Origin of the sequence: Isoptericola hypogeus (assembly GCF_039531145.1) — a bacterium.
GTDB lineage: Bacteria > Actinomycetota > Actinomycetes > Actinomycetales > Cellulomonadaceae > Isoptericola > Isoptericola hypogeus.
Map to the genome: position 1 here is coordinate 1392516 of NZ_BAAAPM010000003.1, position 18088 is coordinate 1410603.

Below are 18088 nucleotides of genomic sequence, written 5' to 3' on the forward strand. Positions count from 1 at the left end.
GAGCCCGACGCCCGCGATCTCGGGCGGGCCGAGGAAGGCCAGCGTTCCCGTCACCGGGAGGATCGTGCCGATCTTCAGGGGTTCGGCGGTGGTCTCCTCGCCACCACCGCCGCCGGTCTCCTCCCCGTCGCCCCCGCCGTCGGAGGTGGAGCAGGCCGCGAGGCCCAGGCTGAGGACCGCCGCCAGGGCCAGGCCCCGGGCGGTCGTGCTGCGTCGAATCATGCTGATCCCCTTCACGACGTGGGTACGCGCGGCTCAACACCGCATGTAGTGGCGCTGAACGTAGTGGGAATGTATGACGGCCACGTGTCGCGTGGGTCACACTGCGTGGATCGTGACGAACATGTTATGTGCGTCACACCCGGAGGTCCCCTCCCTCGTGCGTGTTCCGCTCGGTAGCGCGCGCCGCGGCCTCAGTCACGGAACTGGGTGAAGGCGGCCGTGGCCGGGTCGGCGCCGGTGCGGCCGTCCGCCCCGGCCTCGAGCGCGTCGATCTGCGCCATCTGCCGGTCGGAGAGCTCGAACGAGAAGAGATCCATGTTGGTGGCCTGCCGCTCGACCGACATCGACTTGGGGATGACGATCCGCCCCTGCTGGACCGCCCACCGCAGCACGACCTGCGCGGGCGTGACGCCGAGGTCGGTCGCCGCGGCGACGACGGCGGGGGCGTCGAGGTCGGCGCCCTGGCCCAGCGGTGAGTACGCCTCGACCGCGACCCCGAGCTTGCGGCACGCCGCCTGCACGTCGGCCTGCTGGAAGGTGGGATGCACCTCGATCTGGTTGACGGCGGGCGGCACGTCGGCCGCGGCGACCAGACGTTCCAGGTGGTCGGGCAGGAAGTTGGAGACGCCGATCGCCCGCACGGCGCCGTCGGCGAGGAGCTTCTCGAAGGCCCGCCACGTGTCGAGGTAGAGGTCGCGGCTCGGCACCGGCCAGTGGATCAGGTAGAGGTCGACGACGTCGACGCCGAGCTCCTTCCGCGAGCTCTCGAAGGCCCGCAGCGCCCGTTCGTACCCCTGGTCGCCGTTGCGCAGCTTGGTGGTGACGAAGACCTGGTCCCGGGGCAGCCCCGACGCGCGCAGCGCCGCGCCCACGCCCGCCTCGTTGTAGTACGCCGCTGCGGTGTCGACATGGCGGTACCCGAGCTCGAGCGCCTGCTCGACGTTCTCCTGCGTGCCGTCGTCGGGCACCTGGAAGACGCCGAGGCCCCCCTGGGGGATCTCGACGCCGTTGTTGAGGGCCACGGACGGGATGGGCGTGGTGGTCATGGTTCCTTTCTATCCCGCCGCTCTCCCGCCCGGGAGGCGGGTGGCCCGCGCCCGTTTCATCCTGTGGACGAAGCAGCACAGACCACTGGTGCGCGCTCGCGCGCTCGCGTACCGTTGTGCCCGTTGCAGTGCCTCGCTCGATCCGGGACGGGTTCCCCGTCCTGCGCTCGACGGCCGCGTCGTTCAGGATGGACGCGAACGTCGTGCGGACCTTGGTTTCAAGAGTTGACGACGATTCACCGTGATGCGCGATCTCGACGGTCGAGGTCGTCGACACCTCTTGAAGGAGTAAGCATGGCCACCGGAACCGTGAAGTGGTTCAACAGCGAGAAGGGCTACGGCTTCATCGCCCCCGAGGACGGCTCGGCTGACGTGTTCGTCCACTTCTCCGCGATCCAGTCGCAGGGCTACCGCTCGCTGGACGAGGAGCAGCGCGTCGAGTTCGACGTGACGCAGGGCCCCAAGGGCCCGCAGGCGGAGAACGTCCGCCCGCTCTGACCCTCCGCGTGGCCGAGGTGACTCGGCCGGTTGCGTGAGACCACGGCCCGCATCCCGCCAGACGGCGGGGTGCGGGCCGTCGCCGTACCCGGGCGCGCCTGGCTCGCCCGGCTGCTCGGCGCCCCGGAACGGGAACGCGTGCACGGACGTCCCCGTTGGACGGGGTATGGGATTCCTCGATCGGCTCCTCGGCAGGACGCGTGACGAGCGCTCGTACCACGGCGTGCCCGGGCAACCGGGCTCCGCGCCGCCGCACGCCGGCGAGGCGCCGGGCAAGCAGGGGTACGCCCCGGGGCCGGGGCAGGAGCCGGCCGGTGCGCCGGCCGTCCCCGGCTACGGGGCGAGCGGGTCCCCGGCCGCACACCGCGACCCGGACGAGGTCGCCGTGGAGCGCTACCGCTATCTCCTGCGGACCGCGCCGCCGGACGCCGTCGAGCAGGCCCACGCCGAGGCGTTCGCCCGGCTCACCCCCGAGCAGCGGCGGCGGGTGCTCGAGGAGCTGGGCTCCGGGGTGCCGCCCGCCGAGCGGGCGACCTCGGACGACCCGCAGTCCCTCGCACGGATGGCGACGCGCGCCGAGATGCGCAACCCCGGCACGCTGGAGCAGTCGTTCCGCGGCGGCTTCGGCCCGGGCGGAGGTCGTGGCCCCGGCTTCGGTTCGATGGTGGGCGCCAGCATGCTGGGCACCGTCGCCGGCGTGGTGATCGGCACCGCCGTCGCGGGCGCGCTGTTCGGTCCGACGTTCGGCGACCCGACGCAGGACTTCGCCGGCGACACGGGCGAAGGCTCAGGGTCCGAGGCCGGGGGCGACGAGGCCGGTGCAGACGGCGGAGCCGACGCCGGCGGCTCCGAGGCCGACCCCGGTGCGGTCGAGGCGTCCGGTGCCGACGGCGGGGGCTTCGGCGACTTCGGCGGCGGTGACGGAGGGGGCTTCGGCGACTTCGGCGGCGGCGACTTCAGCGGCGGGTTCTGACCGTCGAGCCAGCACCCACCGTCGCGAGCAGCACGATCCGGACACATTCCCGGCGGCGCTGCCGCTCGCTGTGCTGACCCGGCGCGGCTAGCTCGGCGAGCCGAGCCGGAGGAACGCCCCGAGCTGCTCGAGTCCGCGCACGCTGTGCGGCAGGTAGTCGGCCAGCCGTGGCGACCGGACGATCACCGCGCACCACTGCCCGCGCGAGACGGCGACGTTGACCCGGTGCCGGTCGAGGAGGAAGCCCATGCCACGGGCCACCCGGTCCGGGGACGACGCCGCGAGCGTGAGGATCACGACCGGCGCCTCCCGCCCCTGGAACAGGTCGACGGTGCCCACCGGGACGTCGGGCAGGCCGGCGGCGTCCAGTGCCCGTCGGACGGTCGCGACCTGCGCGTTGTACGCGGCGACGACGAGCACGTCCGCTGTCCCGAGCGGGCGGGCGGGCCCGTCGCCGGGGTGCCAGCTGTGCCCGAGCACGGCCCGGACCTGTCGCACCACCTCGTCCGCCTCCGCGGAGGACGCGACCTCGTCGCCGTCGTGGTCGACGAGCACGTGCCGCACGCCGGGCTCCACTCCCTCCAACCTGCGCGCGCCGGCGCGCGGGTGGGCGTGCAGCCGCCCCTCGTAGGCCAGCCGCGACACCTCGCCGCACAGGTCCGGGTGCATGCGGTACGACGCGGGCAGGAAGTACCCGAACCGGTCCGGGAGCACGTCGCGGCCGCCGGCCAGCCAGGACAACGCCGAGCCCGCGACCGCCGGCTCCGGGTGGCTGCCCCGGCTCACCTGCCCGAGCTGCTGCGGGTCGCCGAGCAGCAACAGCCGCCTGGCCGCCCTCGCGACGGCGACCGTGTTGGCGAGCGAGAACTGCCCCGCCTCGTCCACGACCAGCAGGTCGAGCCCCTCGGCGGGCCACCGGCCGTGCGCGAAGTCCCAGGCCGTGCCCCCGACGAGGCACCCGTGCCCGGAGCGCTCGGCCGACGCCGCGACCTCCGCCAGCGCCTCGGGGCTCACCTCGGCCCAGGCGACCGGCGGCGCACCCGTGCGGTCCCGGCGCTTCTTGGCCACCCGCTCCGGCGGCACCCCGGCCCGCAGCGCCGCCGCGAGCAGGTTCTCCACCACCGCGTGGGACTGCGCGACCACGCCGACGCGCCAGCCTGACGCGACCAGCTCCGCGACGACCCGCGACCCCAGGCGGGTCTTGCCGGTGCCGGGCGGGCCCTGCACGGCCAGGAACGAGCGGTCCAGGCGCCGCACCGCAGCCAGGACAGCTGCGACCAGGTCCGGCTCCTCGGACTCCCCGGGGCTCGCGCCGTCCTGAGCCTGTCGAAGGGCGCCGTCCTGAGCCTGTCGAAGGGCGCCGTCCTGAGCCTGTCGAAGGACGCCGTCCTGAGCCTGTCGAAGGACGCCGTCCTGAGCCTGTCGAAGGGCGCCGTCCTGAGCCTGTCGAAGGATCGACGGGGACGGCAGCGCCTCCCCGCCGACGAGCCGAGGGGCCCGTCGCACCAGCAGGTCGACCGCGGGCCCGGCGGGCAACCGGCCGGACCTCCGCCAGGCCGCGAGCGCCTCGGTCGCTGCGTCCTCGACCGCCTGTTCCTGCGGGCCCGTCTGCACGAGGCCGTCGAGGGCCACCCCCATCGGCCGCGCGTCGTACGGAGAGTCGGCCCGGCGCAGCTGCTCCCGCACGACGAGCACCTGCTCCTGGGCCGCCGCACCGGCGCTCGGGGTACCGCCACGGCCGCCCGGCGCCCCGCCCGTGCCCCCGACGCCGATAGGCGCACCGGGAATCACCGGGGTCGGCGCACCGGGATCGACCGGGGTCGGCACGCCGGCCCCGAACGGCTCGGCCGGCGGGTCGACGATGCTCGCGCGGCGGTGCGCAGCCCGGGCGGCGCCGATCGGGGGCTCGCCCACCCCGGCCGGCACGGGCTCGTCGTACAGGAGCCACACGGGGGCGCCGGGGACGAGCTCGGAGCCCTCGACCGCCCGGCCGCGCAGGGTGAGGAGCCGGGACGCCGTCGACCGCCCCGGCTCGATCTCCCAGCCCCGCAGCACGTCGGCGCTCTCGACCACCATCGACGACCGACGCCCGGGCCACTCGTCCGGCGGCGACTCGAGCCGCGCGAAGTGCTCGTGCCAGAACGGCTTGGCCTCCCGCCGGTAGTAGCCGACCGATGCTCCCAGCAGCGCCAGCGCCCGCACCTCCGCCGCCAGCGCCGGCGCGCCCGCGTCCCGGCCCTCGGCCAGGCGCGCCGCCTCGTCCAGCACGGCCGGCGCGGACGCGGCCACGGCGTCCCGCTCGGCCGCGACGTCCCGCTCGGCCTCGACGACCGCGCGCACGTCGTCCTCGAGCGCGAGCCGGCGCCGGACGTCGAGCTCGCGCCGGGTCGGCTCGGCCGGCGCGGCGCCCGGGCCGCCTCCGTCGGCCGCGGCGCCCGGGCCGCCTCCGCCGTCCGCGCCGCCCGCGAGGGAGACCTCCGGCCGGGCTGACACCTGGTCCGGCACCCGGGCAGGCGCCGCGGCAGGCTCCGCCGCCACGCGGCCGTTCACCTGGGCACGGGCGTCGCGCAACCAGTCGAGCAGGCGGAGCGTCGAGACGCAGTCGTACCGGTTGTAGTCGAGGATCTGCGCCTTGCGGTCGGCGGCCTCCTCGATGCGCCCCGCGGCCAGGAGACCCGTGTACTCGGCGTACTCGACGATCGAGGCGGCGGCGTCGGTGACGCCCTCGCGCCCCGGCTCCGCCGACATGTACAGGGGCTCGAGCTTCTTGATCGACCGCGAGCGGTGCGAGATGCGCAGCGACGGGCGCACGACCTTCCACAGGTCGACGAGCACGCCCTCGCGCAGCAGGTCGTCGACCTCGTCCTCGTACGTGCCGTGCCGCGCGGCGATCGACAGCAGGTGCGACCGCTCGTAGTCGGCGTAGTGGTAGACGTGCAGGTCGGGCCAGCGCCGGCGCCTCTCGTTCAGCCAGTCGACGAACGCCACGAGGGCGTCGCGCTCCTGCGCCGGCGTGTCGGCCCACAGGCCGTGGAACGGCGGGACGCCTGCGTCCGCGCCGCGGTCGGGAGCGACGCCCACCCCGTCGTCTACCCCCGGCCGCGTGACCCAGCCGAAGAGGTAGTCCAGCCCGTACCCCGCGCCCGGCCCGTGCCCCTGCGGGTCCGTCCACAGCGGATCGCCCTCGAAGTCGAAGAAGACGTCGCCGGGGCTGGGCGCGGGCAGCCGGTCGACCGCCGACGGGTCGGGCATGGCCCAACGCAGCTCGGCCGTCTCCGGCCCCGCGGCACCCGCGACCTCGTACCGCACGCGCCCGTCGCCCGGGTCGGTGCCGAGCTGCAGCGCCGCCTGGGACCGCACCTTGGAGAACGCGCCGGCGGACATCCCGGCGGGCGGCTGCTCGGCCGCGGCCAGCGCGTCGATGGTCGTGACGCCGGCGGCGACCAGCGTCGCGCGCTGGCGCGGATAGACCCCGCCGACCAGCAGGACGTCGCGATGCCGCTCAGCCGCCTCGCTGCAGTCCGGGCACACACCGAGCCGCCCGCACGCGTCGAACCGCGGGTCCCCCCAGCCCACGGGCCCGCCGTCCGCGACGTGCGCCGCCACGACCTCGAGCAGCCGGTCACGGCGCGCGCGGAACACCGGCAGCACCTCGGCGAGCAGGTGCTGCGACGCCACGCCCGTGCCGAGCAGCAGGTGACCGTGCTCGGTCGGGTCCGCCCCGGCCGCCGCGAGCTGCTCGGCGTAGGCCGCGACCTGCAGCAGCGCGGGCACCTTGGCCCGGCGCGCCAGCTTGGCCTCCCACACGGCGTACCGCGGCCGGCCGCCGTCGTCGGCCTCGGCACCCGCCCTGCCGCCCACCCCGCCCGCGCGCACCAGGAAGTCCGCGCGCCCGTGGAAGCGTCCGTCGAAGAACGCCGCCTGCGCGACGACGTCCGCGCCGCGCTCCAGCGCCCCGAGCGTGCGCGCGTGCGCACCGGCCAGCTCGTCCCAGGTCATGGAGCTCGGCGGGGCGATCTCGGCGACGCCGCCCGGGCCGCCGTCGGCCGGCGCCCGCCCGAACCGGGCCAGGTGCGCGGCGAGCGCGCGCTGCTCGTGCGCCGTCCCCAACGCGAGGGTGCGGGCGAGCGTGGCGTCGGCGACCCGGTCGCGCCGCGGGGCCCGGCCGAGCACCTCGTCAAGGCGCCGCAGCGACGCGAACTCGCACTCTGCGGCCAGCACGACGTCCCTCGCCGAGTGCACCAGCCGAGGCGCGGGCGACGCGCCCGAGGCCGTGTCGGGAGCCGGGTGGTGGCCGTCGAGAAGGAACATGCCACCGGTCTACCAGCGGCCCCCGACAGGCCCTGCCAGCAGGGCCGCAGGGCTCCGTCTCGCGTGTGACGTCGCCCGTCGGCGGTCCGCACGACCTGGGCGGGCGTGGACCTACCGGCCCGGTTTCCGCCATAGTGGGTGCCGCTCGACGACCAAGGAGTGTCATGGCTGTGCGATTCAACCCGCCCCCGGGGTGGCAGCTTCCCCCCGGGTTCCGGCCCGACGCCGGGTGGGTTCCCGACCCCGCGTGGCCGCCCGCGCCCCAGGGTTGGGAGTACTGGGTCGAGGACGCCGCACCACCGGCGCCGGTCGCCCGCGCCGCGGCGGCAGCCGCTGGACGGCCCGAGTCGGCGGCCGAGCGGACCAGCGTCATGGCGCCCGTCGGCGCGGCGCCCGCCCCGCCCGCCGCCGTCACGCCCGTCGGGTACGTGACCGCCCCGGCGACGCCGGCGCACCCGGCCGGCGACCCCCGGGCGACGGCGACCCTGCCGCCCGTCGCCCCCATGCCGTCCGTCGCGCCGGTACCCCCCGTGCCGCCCGCTCCGCCGGAGCTCCCGACGCGCCGCGGCAGCCGCACCGCGCACGACGGCGAGCCCGCCGGCGGTCAGGGTGGCGTCGCGGCTGCCACGGCCGCCGCGGCGTCCGCCTTCCAGGCGTGGGGCGAGCGTGCGAAGGCTCGCCGCGCCGCCCGCGCGGAGGCGTCTGCCCGCGCGCAGACAGCCGAGGCCCCGCGGGCCGGACGCACCGCCCGACGCCGCGGCCCGTCGAACGGGCTCGTCGCCGGCGTCGCCGTGGCGTGCCTCGCGCTCGGCTCCATCCTGGGCGTCACGGTGTCGATGATGCGCAGCTCGGACGCCGCTCAGGCGCTCGTCGACGCCCAGCGCAGCCTGGAGCAGGCCGAGCAGCTCGAGGCGGCGGCCACCCAGGCCCGGCAGGAGGTCGACGCCGCCCGGGTCGACGTCGAGAAGCGCGAGAAGGACCTGCAGCAGCGGGAGAAGGACGCCGCCGCGAAGGAGGCCGAGCTCACCAGCCAGCAGCAGGCGATCGCCGACCAACAGGCGCAGCAGGAGCAGGCCCAGCAACAGCAGCAGGACGCCGCCTGGTTCTACTGGGACTGCAACGCCGCCCGCAGCGCGGGTGCCGCGCCCATCCAGCAGGGGCAGCCCGCCTACCGCGCGGCTCTCGACGCGAACGGCAACGGCATCGCCTGCGAGGCCGGGGAATAGCGGCCGGAGCAGCACGAACAGGCGACCGGGGGCACGATCCTCCACAAGGCGCGGAGGGCGGGCAAACCCGCGTCAGCCCGCGACGGCCAGCCGCAGGCCCTCCGCGACACGGTCGGCCGTCTCCGCGGAGGCGTCGTCCGCCGGGTCGAGCCCGATGACCGCGCGCTCCTCCTCGGTGAGTCCGTCGGGGCAGTAGGCCCGCTTGACGTTGATCGCGATCCCGTCGTCGGTCGGGACTGCGCACGGTGTCTCTTGGGGCCCGTCCCCCGGCGCCCAGTAGCGCAGCATGAACCGCTTCTCGTCGTCGCCACAGGTGGCGACGCCCGAGGCGACGTGGCTCGTGCCCGCGGCGAAGTAGAGCGTCGTGCCCGCGGGCGGGTCCGCGAGGTGGTGCACGTCGCCACCGTCAGAGAGCCCCCGTTCGGATGCGTCGAACCCGTCCAGCATCCGCCAGGGCTCACCCGGCCCCCCGATCGACGCCGACGTGGCGACGTCGACCTGCTCGTCCCCGGTCGGCGGGTTCTTCGAGTCCTTTCCTGCCTCCCGGAGGATCCCCTCGACCATCGGCGGCGAGACGCCCCACCCGTCGACGCTCGGCCTCGCCTCCGCGGCGTCGGCGCCGAGCATCCGCTCGACCTCGACCTCGTCGGGCCGGTCGCCCGAGCGCCGCTGGACGCGATCGACCCACAGCACGACGGGACTCGTCTGCTCGCTCGACCAGTCCACCTCGACGTCGGCGGGGTCGCACACACCTGCAGGGAGCGACGTCGCGGGCGTCGCTGCGCCGTCGGTGGCGGCCTGCCACAGCCCTGGCGCCGCCTGCGCGCCCACGCCCGCGACGGCGAGGGACGCGAGGCACGCCGTTCCCACGGCGGCGCGGTGCCGCACGGACTTGCGCCGGCTGGAGCGCAGGACGGCGTCGAGGTCGAGCGTCGACGGCGGGACGTCCGCGGTGGCGCCCCGCAGCCGCGCGACGAGCTCGTCGTCGGACATGCCACGAGGCATCGGTTCGCGGGTCATCGGGTACCTCCCAGGGAGTCGAGGTCGAGGACGGCGCGCAGGTGCGCCAGCGCGCGGGAGGCGGAGGACTTCACGGTGCCGACGGGCATCCCCAGCTCGCGGGACACCTCCGCCTCCGACAGGCCCATGAGGTGCCGCAGCACGACGACGCGGCGCTGCCGCAGGGGCAGCAGGAGCAGCGCCCGCACGACGGCGTCGCGTTCCTCGACGGTCCGCGTCTCCGCCGTGCCGGACGCCCGCCGGTCGGCCCGCTCGGCGCCGTCCGGCAGCTCGTCGGGAACGGTGAGCACCTCGCGCCGCGTGCGGCGCCAGGTGTCGACGCGCAGGTTCGCGAGGATGCGGCGGGCGTACGCGAGCGGGTCGCCCCGGCGGGCCGACGACCACGACCGGTAGGTGCGCTCGAGCGTCTGCTGCACGAGCTCCTCGGCGCGGTGCCGGTCGCCGCACAGGAGATACGCCATCCGGTGCAGCGGGTCGGCCGCCGCGCGCATGAACGCGGTGAACTCGGCGTTGCGGTCGGCGTGCGTGATCCGCACGTCGACGATCGGCGCGTCGTCGTCCCGTTCCTCGCCCGCCCGGCCCGCGCCGAGCCCGGCGTGGGTCAGGGCGGTGGAAGCCGCGTCGCTCGTCGCTGTCACGAGCAGTACACGCAGCAGCCGCGCAGAAGGTTCCGTCGTCTGACGATCTGGTGACGTCTGTGCTCCCGCTCCCCTGGACAGGGCAGAGGCCACGGGGCCGCGAATATCCTGACGGCGTGACGCGGGTCCTCGTGGTGGACGACGACGCCACCGTCGCGCAGGTGGTGGTGGCCTACCTCGAGCGCGCGGGAATGACGGCCGAGCACGTCGCCGACGGAGCCGCCGCGCTGGTCGCGGCGGCGGACCGGCCGCCCGACGCGGTGGTGCTGGACCTCATGCTGCCCGGCGTCGACGGCATCGAGGTGTGCCGGCGGCTGCGCGCCGACCGGCCCGGGCTGCCGGTCGTCATGCTCACGGCCCGCGGCGAGGAGGACGACCGCGTCCTGGGCCTCGAGGTCGGCGCCGACGACTACGTGACCAAGCCGTTCAGCCCGCGCGAGCTGGTGCTGCGGGTGCAGTCGGTGCTGCGGCGCGTGGGCGCCGGCCGCCCCGCGGAGACGGCGCCGGAGACCCGGGAGACGCTGCACGACGGCGACCTCGAGCTCGACGCAGAGGCCCATCGGGTGCGGCGCGGCGGCACCGAGCTCGCCCTCACGGCGCGCGAGTTCGGGCTGCTGCGCTGGTTCCTCGCGCACCCGGGCCGGGTGTTCGACCGCGCCGAGCTGCTGCGCGAGGTGTGGGGCTGGGAGTACGGCGACCTGTCCACCGTGACCGTCCACGTGCGGCGGCTGCGCGAGAAGGTCGAGGCCGACCCGTCGCGGCCGGCGCGGCTCGTCACCGTGTTCGGCGTCGGATATCGCTGGGACCTCGCCGGGACGGTCTCGACCCTTCGACCCTTCGACAGGCTCAGGACGACGCCGGCTCAGGGCGACGCCGGCTCGACCGCAGAGACGGCGGGGCCACGATGAGCCCCGTCGTCGAGGGCGTCGCCCTCTCGGCGGGTGTGGCCGCCGTCGTCGGGACCCTCGGCGCCGTCGGCGTGCTCACGCTGGGCCGGCGCCGCCCGGCGGTGGCCGCCGCGCTGGCGCCGCTGGTGGTCGTCGCGTCCGTCGCCGCGGGCGTGGCCGCCAGCTCCTACGCGATGTTCCTGTCCGCGGCCGACGCCGCGACCGTGCTGTGGCTGCTGCTCGCCGCGGTGCCCGTGGCGGTCGGTGTGGGCCTGGTGCTCGCGCGGCGCGCGCACCGCCTGACGGCGGAGCACGCGGCGGCGCTCGCCGCCCGCGACCGCGACCGCGCCGTCGAGGAGCGGCGGCGCGAGATGGTGGCGTGGGTGTCGCACGACCTGCGCACTCCCCTCGCCGCCGTACGGGTGCTCACCGAGGCCGTGGACGACGGCGTCACCGCACCCGCCGACGCCATCGGCCCGATCCAGTCGGCGGGCGCCCGGATGAGCGCGATGGTGGACGACCTGCTCGCGCTGTCCCGTCTCCAGTCCCCCACGTTCGAGCCGGCTCGGGAGCCGGCCGACGTCGGGGACCTCGTGTCCGACGCCATCGCCGCCGCGCAGCCGCTCGCCGACGCGGGTGCCGTGCGGCTGGCCGGCGAGGTCGACGCCCCGGTGGTGGCGCGCGTCGACGCCGCGGAGGTGTCGCGCGCCCTGGCGAACCTCGTGGTCAACGCCGTCCGGCACACGCCCGCGGGGGAGACCGTCTGCCTGCGGGTGTCGACCGAGCCCGGCGGGTCGGGAGGGTCCAGGACGGGAACGACCGCCGTCGTTCAGGTGACCGACGCGTGCGGCGGCATCCCCGAGGCGGACCTGCCGCGACTGTTCGACGCCGGCTGGCGCGGCACCCCGGCACGGAGCCCGGGCGCCCCCGGCGGCGCGGGCGCCGGCATCGGGCTGTCCATCGTGCGCGAGGTGGCCGAGGCGCACGGCGGTGGCGTGGCGGTGCAGAACGTCGCACTGCCCGACGGCGGCCGCGGCTGCCGCTTCACGCTGACCCTGCCTGCGTGACGGCCCCGCGTCCCCGAGCCGCCCGAACCCGGCCGCCCGACGCCGCTAGGAGCCGTCCAGCGCCACCTTCGCCGTCGTGCCGTCGGTGCGCGTCACGACGGCCTCTGTGCCGAGGGAGGCGTCCCCGGGCGCCCAGACCGCCCACCACCCGTCGTCGACGGACGCCTGCACGGCCCGCCCGTCGTCGAGGGTGAGCTCGATCGCCGCGACGTCGTCCCCCGCGCGGCCAAAGGCGGACGTGAGCGCGCCGTCGCCGGATCCGCTCCCGGACCACGACGCCGTCCCCGACTCCAGGGTGGTGACCTCGCCAGGGCCTGGGACGGCGGCCGCGCCGGGAAGGACGGCGTCGGTCGTGACGACGTCCTGCGGGCCGTCGGCCGGGGTCGTGACGAAGCACTGGGTCACCGCGCCGTCGCCGGCGAGGATGACGTACGCGTACTCGCCGCGCACCTCGGTCAGCACCGGGTCGACCGGCACCTCGACGACCTGCGACCCGTCGGGGCCGTCCACGATCTCGTGCGCGGCCGTGCCGCACGGCTCGGCGCGCTCGGCCGCCTGCGCGGGCGTGAGCTCGGCGGGAACGGGCGTCCACGTCGCGTACGCGGGCGGGGCGCCCAGCGTCGAGGTCAGCGTGACGCCCACGGCCACGGCGACGACGGCGGCCGCGGCGGCGCTCGCGACCAGCGCCGGGCGGCTGACCCGGCGTCGGGAACGTCGGTCGGTGCCGAGGATCGCCGCCAGCGCGTCGTCGTCCTCGCGCCCGGGGGCGCGCAGGTCGCGGGCGGGGTCGAGGGCCTCCAGCTCGGCCATCATCGGGGATCTCATCGCGACTCCTGACCGACCGACGACTGGAGGTTGCGCAGCACGTCCGCGGTCTCGTGCGGCACGCCCGAGAAGGCGAGCAGCCGCTTGCGGGCGCGCGTGAGGCGGACGGAGAACGTCGTGGGGCGGATCCCGAGGACGCGGGCCGCCTCGACGGCCGTGAGGCCGTCCCAGGCGACCAGCGCGATGACCTCCCGGTCGGCGTCGGACAGCAGCTCCCAGGCGCGACGCAGGTCGGCGCGGTCGGCGGCGACGTCGTCCGTGCCCTCGTGCCCCGGCTCGGGCTCCCGCTCCAGCCGGACGCCGAGCGCGCGCCACCGGCCGTGCGTGCGCAGGTGCGTGGACAGCACGTTGCGGGCCACCCCGAACAGCCAGGGCCGCGCGTCTGCCGGCACGTCCTCCACCTTCCGCCACGCCACCAGGAACGTCTCGGAGACGACGTCGTCGACGAGGCCCGGCATCACGCGCCGGGCCACGAACCTCGCGACCGACTCGTGGTGGTCCGTCCACAGCTGAGTCAGCAGTCGGCGAGCCTCGGCGTCGTCCACGCTCGCACCTTTCGTCTCCACCCTTCACATTGCCGGCAGGGTTCCCGTTGCTACACCGTAGTGACCGAAGGTTGCATCGAACGAGTCGATGAGTACGCTCGCCACCACTCGTGCACTGACTCGTGCGCGCCGAACCGACACTCGAGACACCGAGACGAGGAGCGGACATGAGCCGACGCAGGACCACGACCAGGGCAGTCGCCGCCTGCCTGGGGACCGCCGCCCTCGCGGTGGGCGCCGCGCTCGCCACGACGGTCGCACCCGCGGCCGGATCGGCGGCTGGATCGACGGCGGCCGCGTCCGAGGCGCAGAACCTGCCCGGCGTCCCCGAGCCCGGAGCCTCGGCGAGCACCTGGGAGGAGTGGGCGGCCCAGGAACAGGCGGACGCGAAGGCCACCGACTGGGCCGCCGACGCCGCCGCCCGCGGCTGCGAGCTCGAGGACGTGACAATCTCCATGGAGGTCGACCGCGAGTACAACCTCGCGATGGGCGCCCCCGCCGACCTCAGGACGCACCGCGTGGAGCTCCTGGAGGACTGCGCCGACCTCGGCGCCTCGACCTCGGGCTCGGCCGCCGAAGGGACGGCGAGCAGGGTGGGCACGCTCGGCGCCTCGACCGCCGGCCTCCCGTCGGGCAACCAGTGCGACTCGACCAGCGGCCCGGGCACGATCTGCCTCAGCAAGAGCAGCGGGCGGATCTACGCCTCGTGGAAGTACCGCGGCTCCGGCTCCGTGTCCGGCTTCCTGCGCGTCTACCGCGTCTCCACCGGCTCCGACGGCTGCCCCACCGGCAGCACCTGGCTCACCGGACCCGACTCCACCTGGGGCAGCGGCGACACCCGGACGGTCTCGAAGACGCGCACGTCGGCGGGCGGCTACTCCGCGTACATCTGGAAGAAGGTCCTCGTCGGCCACACCGACTGGGGCGCCACCTGCGCGTCGCTCTGAGCCGGTCGTCCGATCAGTTCGGCAGGCCGTGCATCAGTTCGGCAGGTCCGATTGCCGAACTGATCCACGGCCTGCCGAACTGATCCGCTCCGGGCGTCAGAGCACGTGCGCCAGGAAGTCCCGCAGCCGGGGCTCGGCCGGGTTGTCGAGCACGTCGGCGGGCGCGCCCTCCTCGACGATGACGCCGTCGTCCATGAACACGACGTGGTCGGCGACCTCGCGGGCGAAGCCGATCTCGTGCGTCACGACGATCATCGTCATACCGGACCGGGCCAGGTCCTGCATGACCGTCAGCACCTCGCCGACCAGCTCGGGGTCGAGGGCCGACGTGGGCTCGTCGAAGAGCATGAGCTCGGGGTCCATCGCCAGCGCACGCGCGATGGCGACCCGCTGCTGCTGGCCGCCGGAGAGCTGCGCCGGGTAGTGGCTCACCCGGTCGGAGAGCCCGACGCGGTCGAGCAGCTCGAGCGCCCGCGCCCGGGCGGCGGCCTTCGACAGCCCCCGCACCTGCATGGGCGCCTCCATGACGTTCTCGAGCGCCGTGAAGTGCGGGAACAGGTGGAAGCGCTGGAAGACCATCCCGATGCGGGAGCGCTGCTTCGCGATCGCCCTGGGGTGCAGCCGGTGGAGCACGCCCTTGGCGTCCTCGCGGTAGCCCATGAGCTCGCCGTCGACGCGGATGGCGCCCGAGGTGATCTCCTCGAGCTCGTTGACGCAGCGCAGCAGCGTGGACTTGCCGGAGCCGGACGGCCCGAGGACGACCGTCACCGACCCGCGGGCGACGTCGAGGTCGATGCCGCGCAGCACGTGCACCGCGTCGTGGCCCCGGCCGAACACCTTGTGCACGCCGCGGACCCAGACCATGGCGTCGGTGGTCTCGACGGGCTCGACCGACGGGGATGCGCTCACGGGGTCACCTCCAGGAAGGGGGCGTCCTTGGTCGTGCCGGACGCGCCGATGAGGTCCTGCTTGCGGGGTTTGCGCCCGCCTCGACCGCCCGGCCCGCGGCCGCGGCGACCTCCACCGGTGGCACCGCCGTCGAACCCGCGACCGTAGTACCGCTCGAGGTAGTGCTGGCCGACCATGAGGATCGACGTGATGAGCAGGTACCAGAGCGCCGCGACGATCAGCAGCGGGATGGGCTGGAAGATCCGGTTGCCGATGGCGTTGGTCGCGTAGGTGAGCTCGAGGGTGAACGGCACCGCCAGCACCAGCGACGTCGTCTTGAGCATGGAGATCGTCTCGTTGCCCGTGGGCGGCACGATGACGCGCATCGCCTGGGGCAGCACGACCCGCCACAGGATCTTGCCGTCCTTCATACCCAGCGCCTTCGCGGCCTCGGTCTGCCCGGGGTCCACCGACGACAGGCCCGCGCGCACGATCTCCGCGAGATACGCCGACTCGTTGAGCGCGAGCCCGAGCATCGCGGCCCAGAAGGCCGTGATGACGTCCTGGGTGGTGAACGTGAAGAACTCCGGCCCGAACGGGACTCCGAGGCTGAGGCGCGGGTACAGCACCGAGATGAGGCCCCAGAACACGAGCTGGGTGTAGATCGGGGTACCGCGGAAGAACCAGATCCAGAACCAGGACACCCCCCGCATCACCGGGTTGTCGCTGCGCCGCATCACCGCCAGCAGCACCGCCAGCACGATGGCGAGCGCCATCGAGCCGAACGTGAGGACCAGCGTCCAGCCCACCCCGCGCACGACGACGACGTCGCGCAGGTACAGCCAGACCGTGTCCCAGCGGAAGTTCGGGTTGGTGACGAGCGCGTTCACCGCCATCGCGGCGAGCACGAGGACGATCGCCGCCGAGATCCAGCGGCCGGGCCGGGGCACCGGCCGCGCGTGGATCGGCTCGGGCAGCGTGTCCGGCGGCGCGGACGTCTGCGGGCTCATGGGGATTCCTCCAAGCGGCGGTCGAGCGTGCGATGTCCTGAGCCTGACGAAGGGTCGAGACCATGATGGTCTCGATCCTTCGTCAGGATCAGGACGGCGCAGGCTCGACCGACGGGGTCGGGTGCGCTCAGCCTGCGGGGTTCAGCTCGGCGGTGTCCAGCACGGCCTCGCCGCTGCCCCAGACGTCGGCCACCTGGGCGAGCACGCCGTCGTCCATGAGCTTCTGCAGCGCGGCCTGCACGGCCTGCGCCAGCTCGGTGTCGTCCTTCGCGACGACGGCGCCGTAGGGGGCGGCGTCGTGGATGTCGCCGAGCGTCTCGACGGTGCCGCCGGTCTGCTCGACGGCGTACGCGATGATCGGCGAGTCGGCGTACATCGCCTGCAGCTTGCCGCCGGCGAGGTTGGTCGTGACGTCGGCCTGCGAGTCGTACGGCAGGACGTCGATCGCCTCGTTGCCGGCGTCCGTGCACTCCTTGCTGAGCGTGTCGAGCTCGCCCTGCTGGATGGTGCCGGTCTGCACGCCGACGGTGACGCCGCACAGGTCGTCGGCGGAGACGCCGTCGGGGTTTCCCTGCGCCACCGCGAACTGCGAACCGGCGGTGAAGTAGCTGACCATGTTCACGGTCTCGAGGCGCTCGGGGGTCACGGAGAAGGCCGAGAAGCCGACCTCGAACTTGCTGCCGATGGCCGGGATGATCGAGTCGAAGCCGGCGTTCTGCACGTCGACCTCGAGGCCCATCGTGTTCGCGACGGCGGTGACGATGTCGATGTCGAGGCCCACCGGCGTCGTGCCGTCGGCGTCGACGAACTCCACCGGCGCGTACTCGAGGTTGGAGCCGACCGTGAGCTTGCCGTCGGACGCGACGGCCTCGGGGACCATGGCCGCGACGTCCGCGTCCTCGGTGATGGTCGTCGGGTCGAACGACGCGGCCGAACCGCCGTCGGACGCGGTCGGGTCCGAACCGGCGTCCTGGGAGGCCGTGGTGCAGCCGGCGAGCAGCATTGCCGCGGCGGCGACGGCCGCGGCGGCGACGGGAAGGGTGCGCATGGTGGTGCTCCGGTGGTCGATCGGGGTGTATGCATGAGTATGCAGAGCGACGCATGAATCACCAAACCGGCAGGTGGTGCGGCCCGCCCGGCGCCCCCTCTAGATTCTCGTCCATGACACGACCCTTTCGTATCGGTGTCCAGATCCAGCCCCAGCACGGCGACTACGCCCAGATCCGCGACGCGGTCCTGCGGGCCGAGGACCTCGGCGTCGACGTCGTCTTCAACTGGGACCACTTCTTCCCGCTCACCGGCGACCCCGACGGCAAGCACTTCGAGTGCTGGACCATGCTCGGGGCGTGGGCGGAGCAGACGAGCCGCGTCGAGATCGGCGCCCTCGTCACCTGCAACAGCTACCGCAACCCGGACCTCCTGGCAGACATGGCGCACACCGTCGACCACATCAGCGGCGGGCGACTGATCCTCGGGATCGGGGCCGGCTGGTTCGAGCGCGACTACGACGAGTACGGCTACGACTTCGGCACCGCCGGCTCGCGAATCGCGGACCTGGCCGACGCACTGCCCCGCATCAAGGCACGCTGGGCGGCGAAGAACCCGGCGCCGGTCCGCGACATCCCCGTCCTGATCGGCGGCGGCGGCGAGAAGAAGACCCTGCGCATCGTCGCCGAGCACGCGGACGTGTGGCACTCGTTCGGCGACGCCGACACGCTCGCCCGCAAGAGCGGGATCCTCGACGAGCACGGCGCCGCCGTCGGGCGGGACACCGCGTCGCTCGTCGAACGCTCCGTCGGGGTGTCGCGGCCGCCGGCCGAGTCGGCCGAGGCTCTCGTGGCCGCGGGCGCGACCCTCCTCACCGTCGGGACGAGCGGGCCGGACTACGACCTGTCGCTCGCCGCGCAGTGGGTGGCCTGGCGCGACGCGCGGGCCTGAGCCCGGGTCGAGGCGACGACCGCCCCCACGTCGGACGCCGACGGCGC

Annotated in this window: 16 protein-coding genes and 1 pseudogene; 7 read left to right on the top strand and 10 right to left on the bottom strand. The window is 74.8% G+C overall.

Annotated elements, in window-relative coordinates; translation table 11 throughout:
* Positions 1 to 222, bottom strand: a pseudogene (locus tag ABD254_RS08550) (ABC transporter substrate-binding protein); the annotation flags it as partial.
* A gap of 191 nt (positions 223 to 413) precedes the next feature.
* Positions 414 to 1268 (bottom strand): aldo/keto reductase, encoded by an 855-nt coding sequence (locus tag ABD254_RS08555; protein WP_344247554.1) that lies wholly within the window; start codon positions 1266 to 1268, stop codon positions 414 to 416.
* Positions 1269 to 1562: 294 nt separating this feature from the next.
* On the opposite strand from ABD254_RS08555, the gene cspE reads away from it, so the two are divergent.
* Both cspE and ABD254_RS08565 read left to right on the top strand, forming a co-directional pair.
* Positions 1563 to 1766: a transcription antiterminator/RNA stability regulator CspE gene (gene cspE, locus ABD254_RS08560; protein WP_079576569.1), complete on the top strand. Its 204-nt coding sequence runs from the start codon at positions 1563 to 1565 to the stop codon at positions 1764 to 1766.
* 166 nt (positions 1767 to 1932) lie between these two features.
* On the top strand, positions 1933 to 2739 hold the full coding sequence (locus ABD254_RS08565; protein ID WP_344247559.1) for a hypothetical protein: 807 nt from the start codon (positions 1933 to 1935) through the stop codon (positions 2737 to 2739).
* A gap of 87 nt (positions 2740 to 2826) precedes the next feature.
* Here ABD254_RS08565 and ABD254_RS08570 read toward each other — a convergent pair whose 3' ends face one another.
* Positions 2827 to 7050: a TM0106 family RecB-like putative nuclease gene (locus ABD254_RS08570; protein WP_344247561.1), complete on the bottom strand. Its 4224-nt coding sequence runs from the start codon at positions 7048 to 7050 to the stop codon at positions 2827 to 2829.
* A gap of 164 nt (positions 7051 to 7214) precedes the next feature.
* Here ABD254_RS08570 and ABD254_RS08575 point away from each other — a divergent pair, with 164 nt between their 5' ends.
* Positions 7215 to 8276 (top strand): excalibur calcium-binding domain-containing protein, encoded by a 1062-nt coding sequence (locus ABD254_RS08575; protein WP_344247563.1) that lies wholly within the window; start codon positions 7215 to 7217, stop codon positions 8274 to 8276.
* Positions 8277 to 8348: 72 nt separating this feature from the next.
* On the opposite strand, the gene ABD254_RS08580 is transcribed toward ABD254_RS08575, so the two are convergent.
* On the bottom strand, positions 8349 to 9269 hold the full coding sequence (locus ABD254_RS08580; protein ID WP_344247565.1) for a hypothetical protein: 921 nt from the start codon (positions 9267 to 9269) through the stop codon (positions 8349 to 8351).
* A gap of 23 nt (positions 9270 to 9292) precedes the next feature.
* Positions 9293 to 9934, bottom strand: coding sequence for a SigE family RNA polymerase sigma factor (locus tag ABD254_RS08585; protein ID WP_344247567.1), 642 nt, complete (start codon positions 9932 to 9934; stop codon positions 9293 to 9295).
* Between the two features lie 116 nt (positions 9935 to 10050).
* Here ABD254_RS08585 and ABD254_RS08590 point away from each other — a divergent pair, with 116 nt between their 5' ends.
* Both ABD254_RS08590 and ABD254_RS08595 read left to right on the top strand, forming a co-directional pair.
* Positions 10051 to 10842, top strand: coding sequence for a response regulator transcription factor (locus ABD254_RS08590; RefSeq protein WP_344247569.1), 792 nt, complete (start codon positions 10051 to 10053; stop codon positions 10840 to 10842).
* A complete protein-coding gene (locus ABD254_RS08595) occupies positions 10839 to 11888 on the top strand; it encodes a sensor histidine kinase (protein WP_344247571.1) in 1050 nt (349 codons plus the stop codon). Before ABD254_RS08590 ends, ABD254_RS08595 begins: the two co-directional genes overlap by 4 nt.
* Before the next feature lie 45 nt (positions 11889 to 11933).
* Here ABD254_RS08595 and ABD254_RS08600 read toward each other — a convergent pair whose 3' ends face one another.
* Entirely contained in the window at positions 11934 to 12713 is a 780-nt protein-coding gene (locus tag ABD254_RS08600; protein WP_344247573.1) for a hypothetical protein, read from the bottom strand.
* Positions 12710 to 13258, bottom strand: a complete 549-nt coding sequence (locus ABD254_RS08605; RefSeq protein ID WP_344247575.1) for an RNA polymerase sigma factor — start codon at positions 13256 to 13258, stop codon at positions 12710 to 12712. Before ABD254_RS08605 ends, ABD254_RS08600 begins: the two co-directional genes overlap by 4 nt.
* A gap of 167 nt (positions 13259 to 13425) precedes the next feature.
* Between ABD254_RS08605 and ABD254_RS08610 the strand changes: the two genes are divergently transcribed.
* Positions 13426 to 14205, top strand: coding sequence for a hypothetical protein (locus ABD254_RS08610; RefSeq protein ID WP_344247577.1), 780 nt, complete (start codon positions 13426 to 13428; stop codon positions 14203 to 14205).
* Between the two features lie 96 nt (positions 14206 to 14301).
* Here the strand turns inward: ABD254_RS08610 and ABD254_RS08615 are convergent, their stop codons facing one another.
* The 3 genes from ABD254_RS08615 to ABD254_RS08625 all read right to left on the bottom strand — a co-directional run bounded on the left by ABD254_RS08615 (position 14302) and on the right by ABD254_RS08625 (position 17151).
* Entirely contained in the window at positions 14302 to 15069 is a 768-nt protein-coding gene (locus ABD254_RS08615) for an amino acid ABC transporter ATP-binding protein (protein ID WP_344248524.1), read from the bottom strand.
* 41 nt (positions 15070 to 15110) lie between these two features.
* A complete protein-coding gene (locus tag ABD254_RS08620) occupies positions 15111 to 16103 on the bottom strand; it encodes an amino acid ABC transporter permease (RefSeq protein WP_344247579.1) in 993 nt (330 codons plus the stop codon).
* A 127-nt stretch (positions 16104 to 16230) separates the two neighbouring features.
* On the bottom strand, positions 16231 to 17151 hold the full coding sequence (locus ABD254_RS08625) for an ABC transporter substrate-binding protein (protein WP_344247580.1): 921 nt from the start codon (positions 17149 to 17151) through the stop codon (positions 16231 to 16233).
* Positions 17152 to 17264: 113 nt separating this feature from the next.
* Between ABD254_RS08625 and ABD254_RS08630 the strand changes: the two genes are divergently transcribed.
* Positions 17265 to 18041, top strand: coding sequence for an LLM class F420-dependent oxidoreductase (locus ABD254_RS08630; protein WP_344247582.1), 777 nt, complete (start codon positions 17265 to 17267; stop codon positions 18039 to 18041).
* The last annotated feature ends 47 nt before the right edge of the window (positions 18042 to 18088 follow it).

Bases quoted from the DNA above. Each gene is read 5' to 3' on its own strand.
- ABD254_RS08555 (WP_344247554.1), bottom strand. From the start codon at position 1,268: ATGACCACCACGCCCATCCCGTCCGTGGCCCTCAACAACGGCGTCGAG.
- cspE (WP_079576569.1), top strand. From the start codon at position 1,563: ATGGCCACCGGAACCGTGAAGTGGTTCAACAGCGAGAAGGGCTACGGC.
- ABD254_RS08565 (WP_344247559.1), top strand. From the start codon at position 1,933: ATGGGATTCCTCGATCGGCTCCTCGGCAGGACGCGTGACGAGCGCTCG.
- ABD254_RS08570 (WP_344247561.1), bottom strand. From the start codon at position 7,050: ATGTTCCTTCTCGACGGCCACCACCCGGCTCCCGACACGGCCTCGGGC.
- ABD254_RS08575 (WP_344247563.1), top strand. From the start codon at position 7,215: ATGGCTGTGCGATTCAACCCGCCCCCGGGGTGGCAGCTTCCCCCCGGG.
- ABD254_RS08580 (WP_344247565.1), bottom strand. From the start codon at position 9,269: ATGTCCGACGACGAGCTCGTCGCGCGGCTGCGGGGCGCCACCGCGGAC.
- ABD254_RS08595 (WP_344247571.1), top strand. From the start codon at position 10,839: ATGAGCCCCGTCGTCGAGGGCGTCGCCCTCTCGGCGGGTGTGGCCGCC.
- ABD254_RS08600 (WP_344247573.1), bottom strand. From the start codon at position 12,713: ATGAGATCCCCGATGATGGCCGAGCTGGAGGCCCTCGACCCCGCCCGC.
- ABD254_RS08610 (WP_344247577.1), top strand. From the start codon at position 13,426: ATGAGCCGACGCAGGACCACGACCAGGGCAGTCGCCGCCTGCCTGGGG.
- ABD254_RS08615 (WP_344248524.1), bottom strand. From the start codon at position 15,069: ATGGTCTGGGTCCGCGGCGTGCACAAGGTGTTCGGCCGGGGCCACGAC.
- ABD254_RS08620 (WP_344247579.1), bottom strand. From the start codon at position 16,103: ATGAGCCCGCAGACGTCCGCGCCGCCGGACACGCTGCCCGAGCCGATC.
- ABD254_RS08625 (WP_344247580.1), bottom strand. From the start codon at position 17,151: ATGCGCACCCTTCCCGTCGCCGCCGCGGCCGTCGCCGCCGCGGCAATG.
- ABD254_RS08630 (WP_344247582.1), top strand. From the start codon at position 17,265: ATGACACGACCCTTTCGTATCGGTGTCCAGATCCAGCCCCAGCACGGC.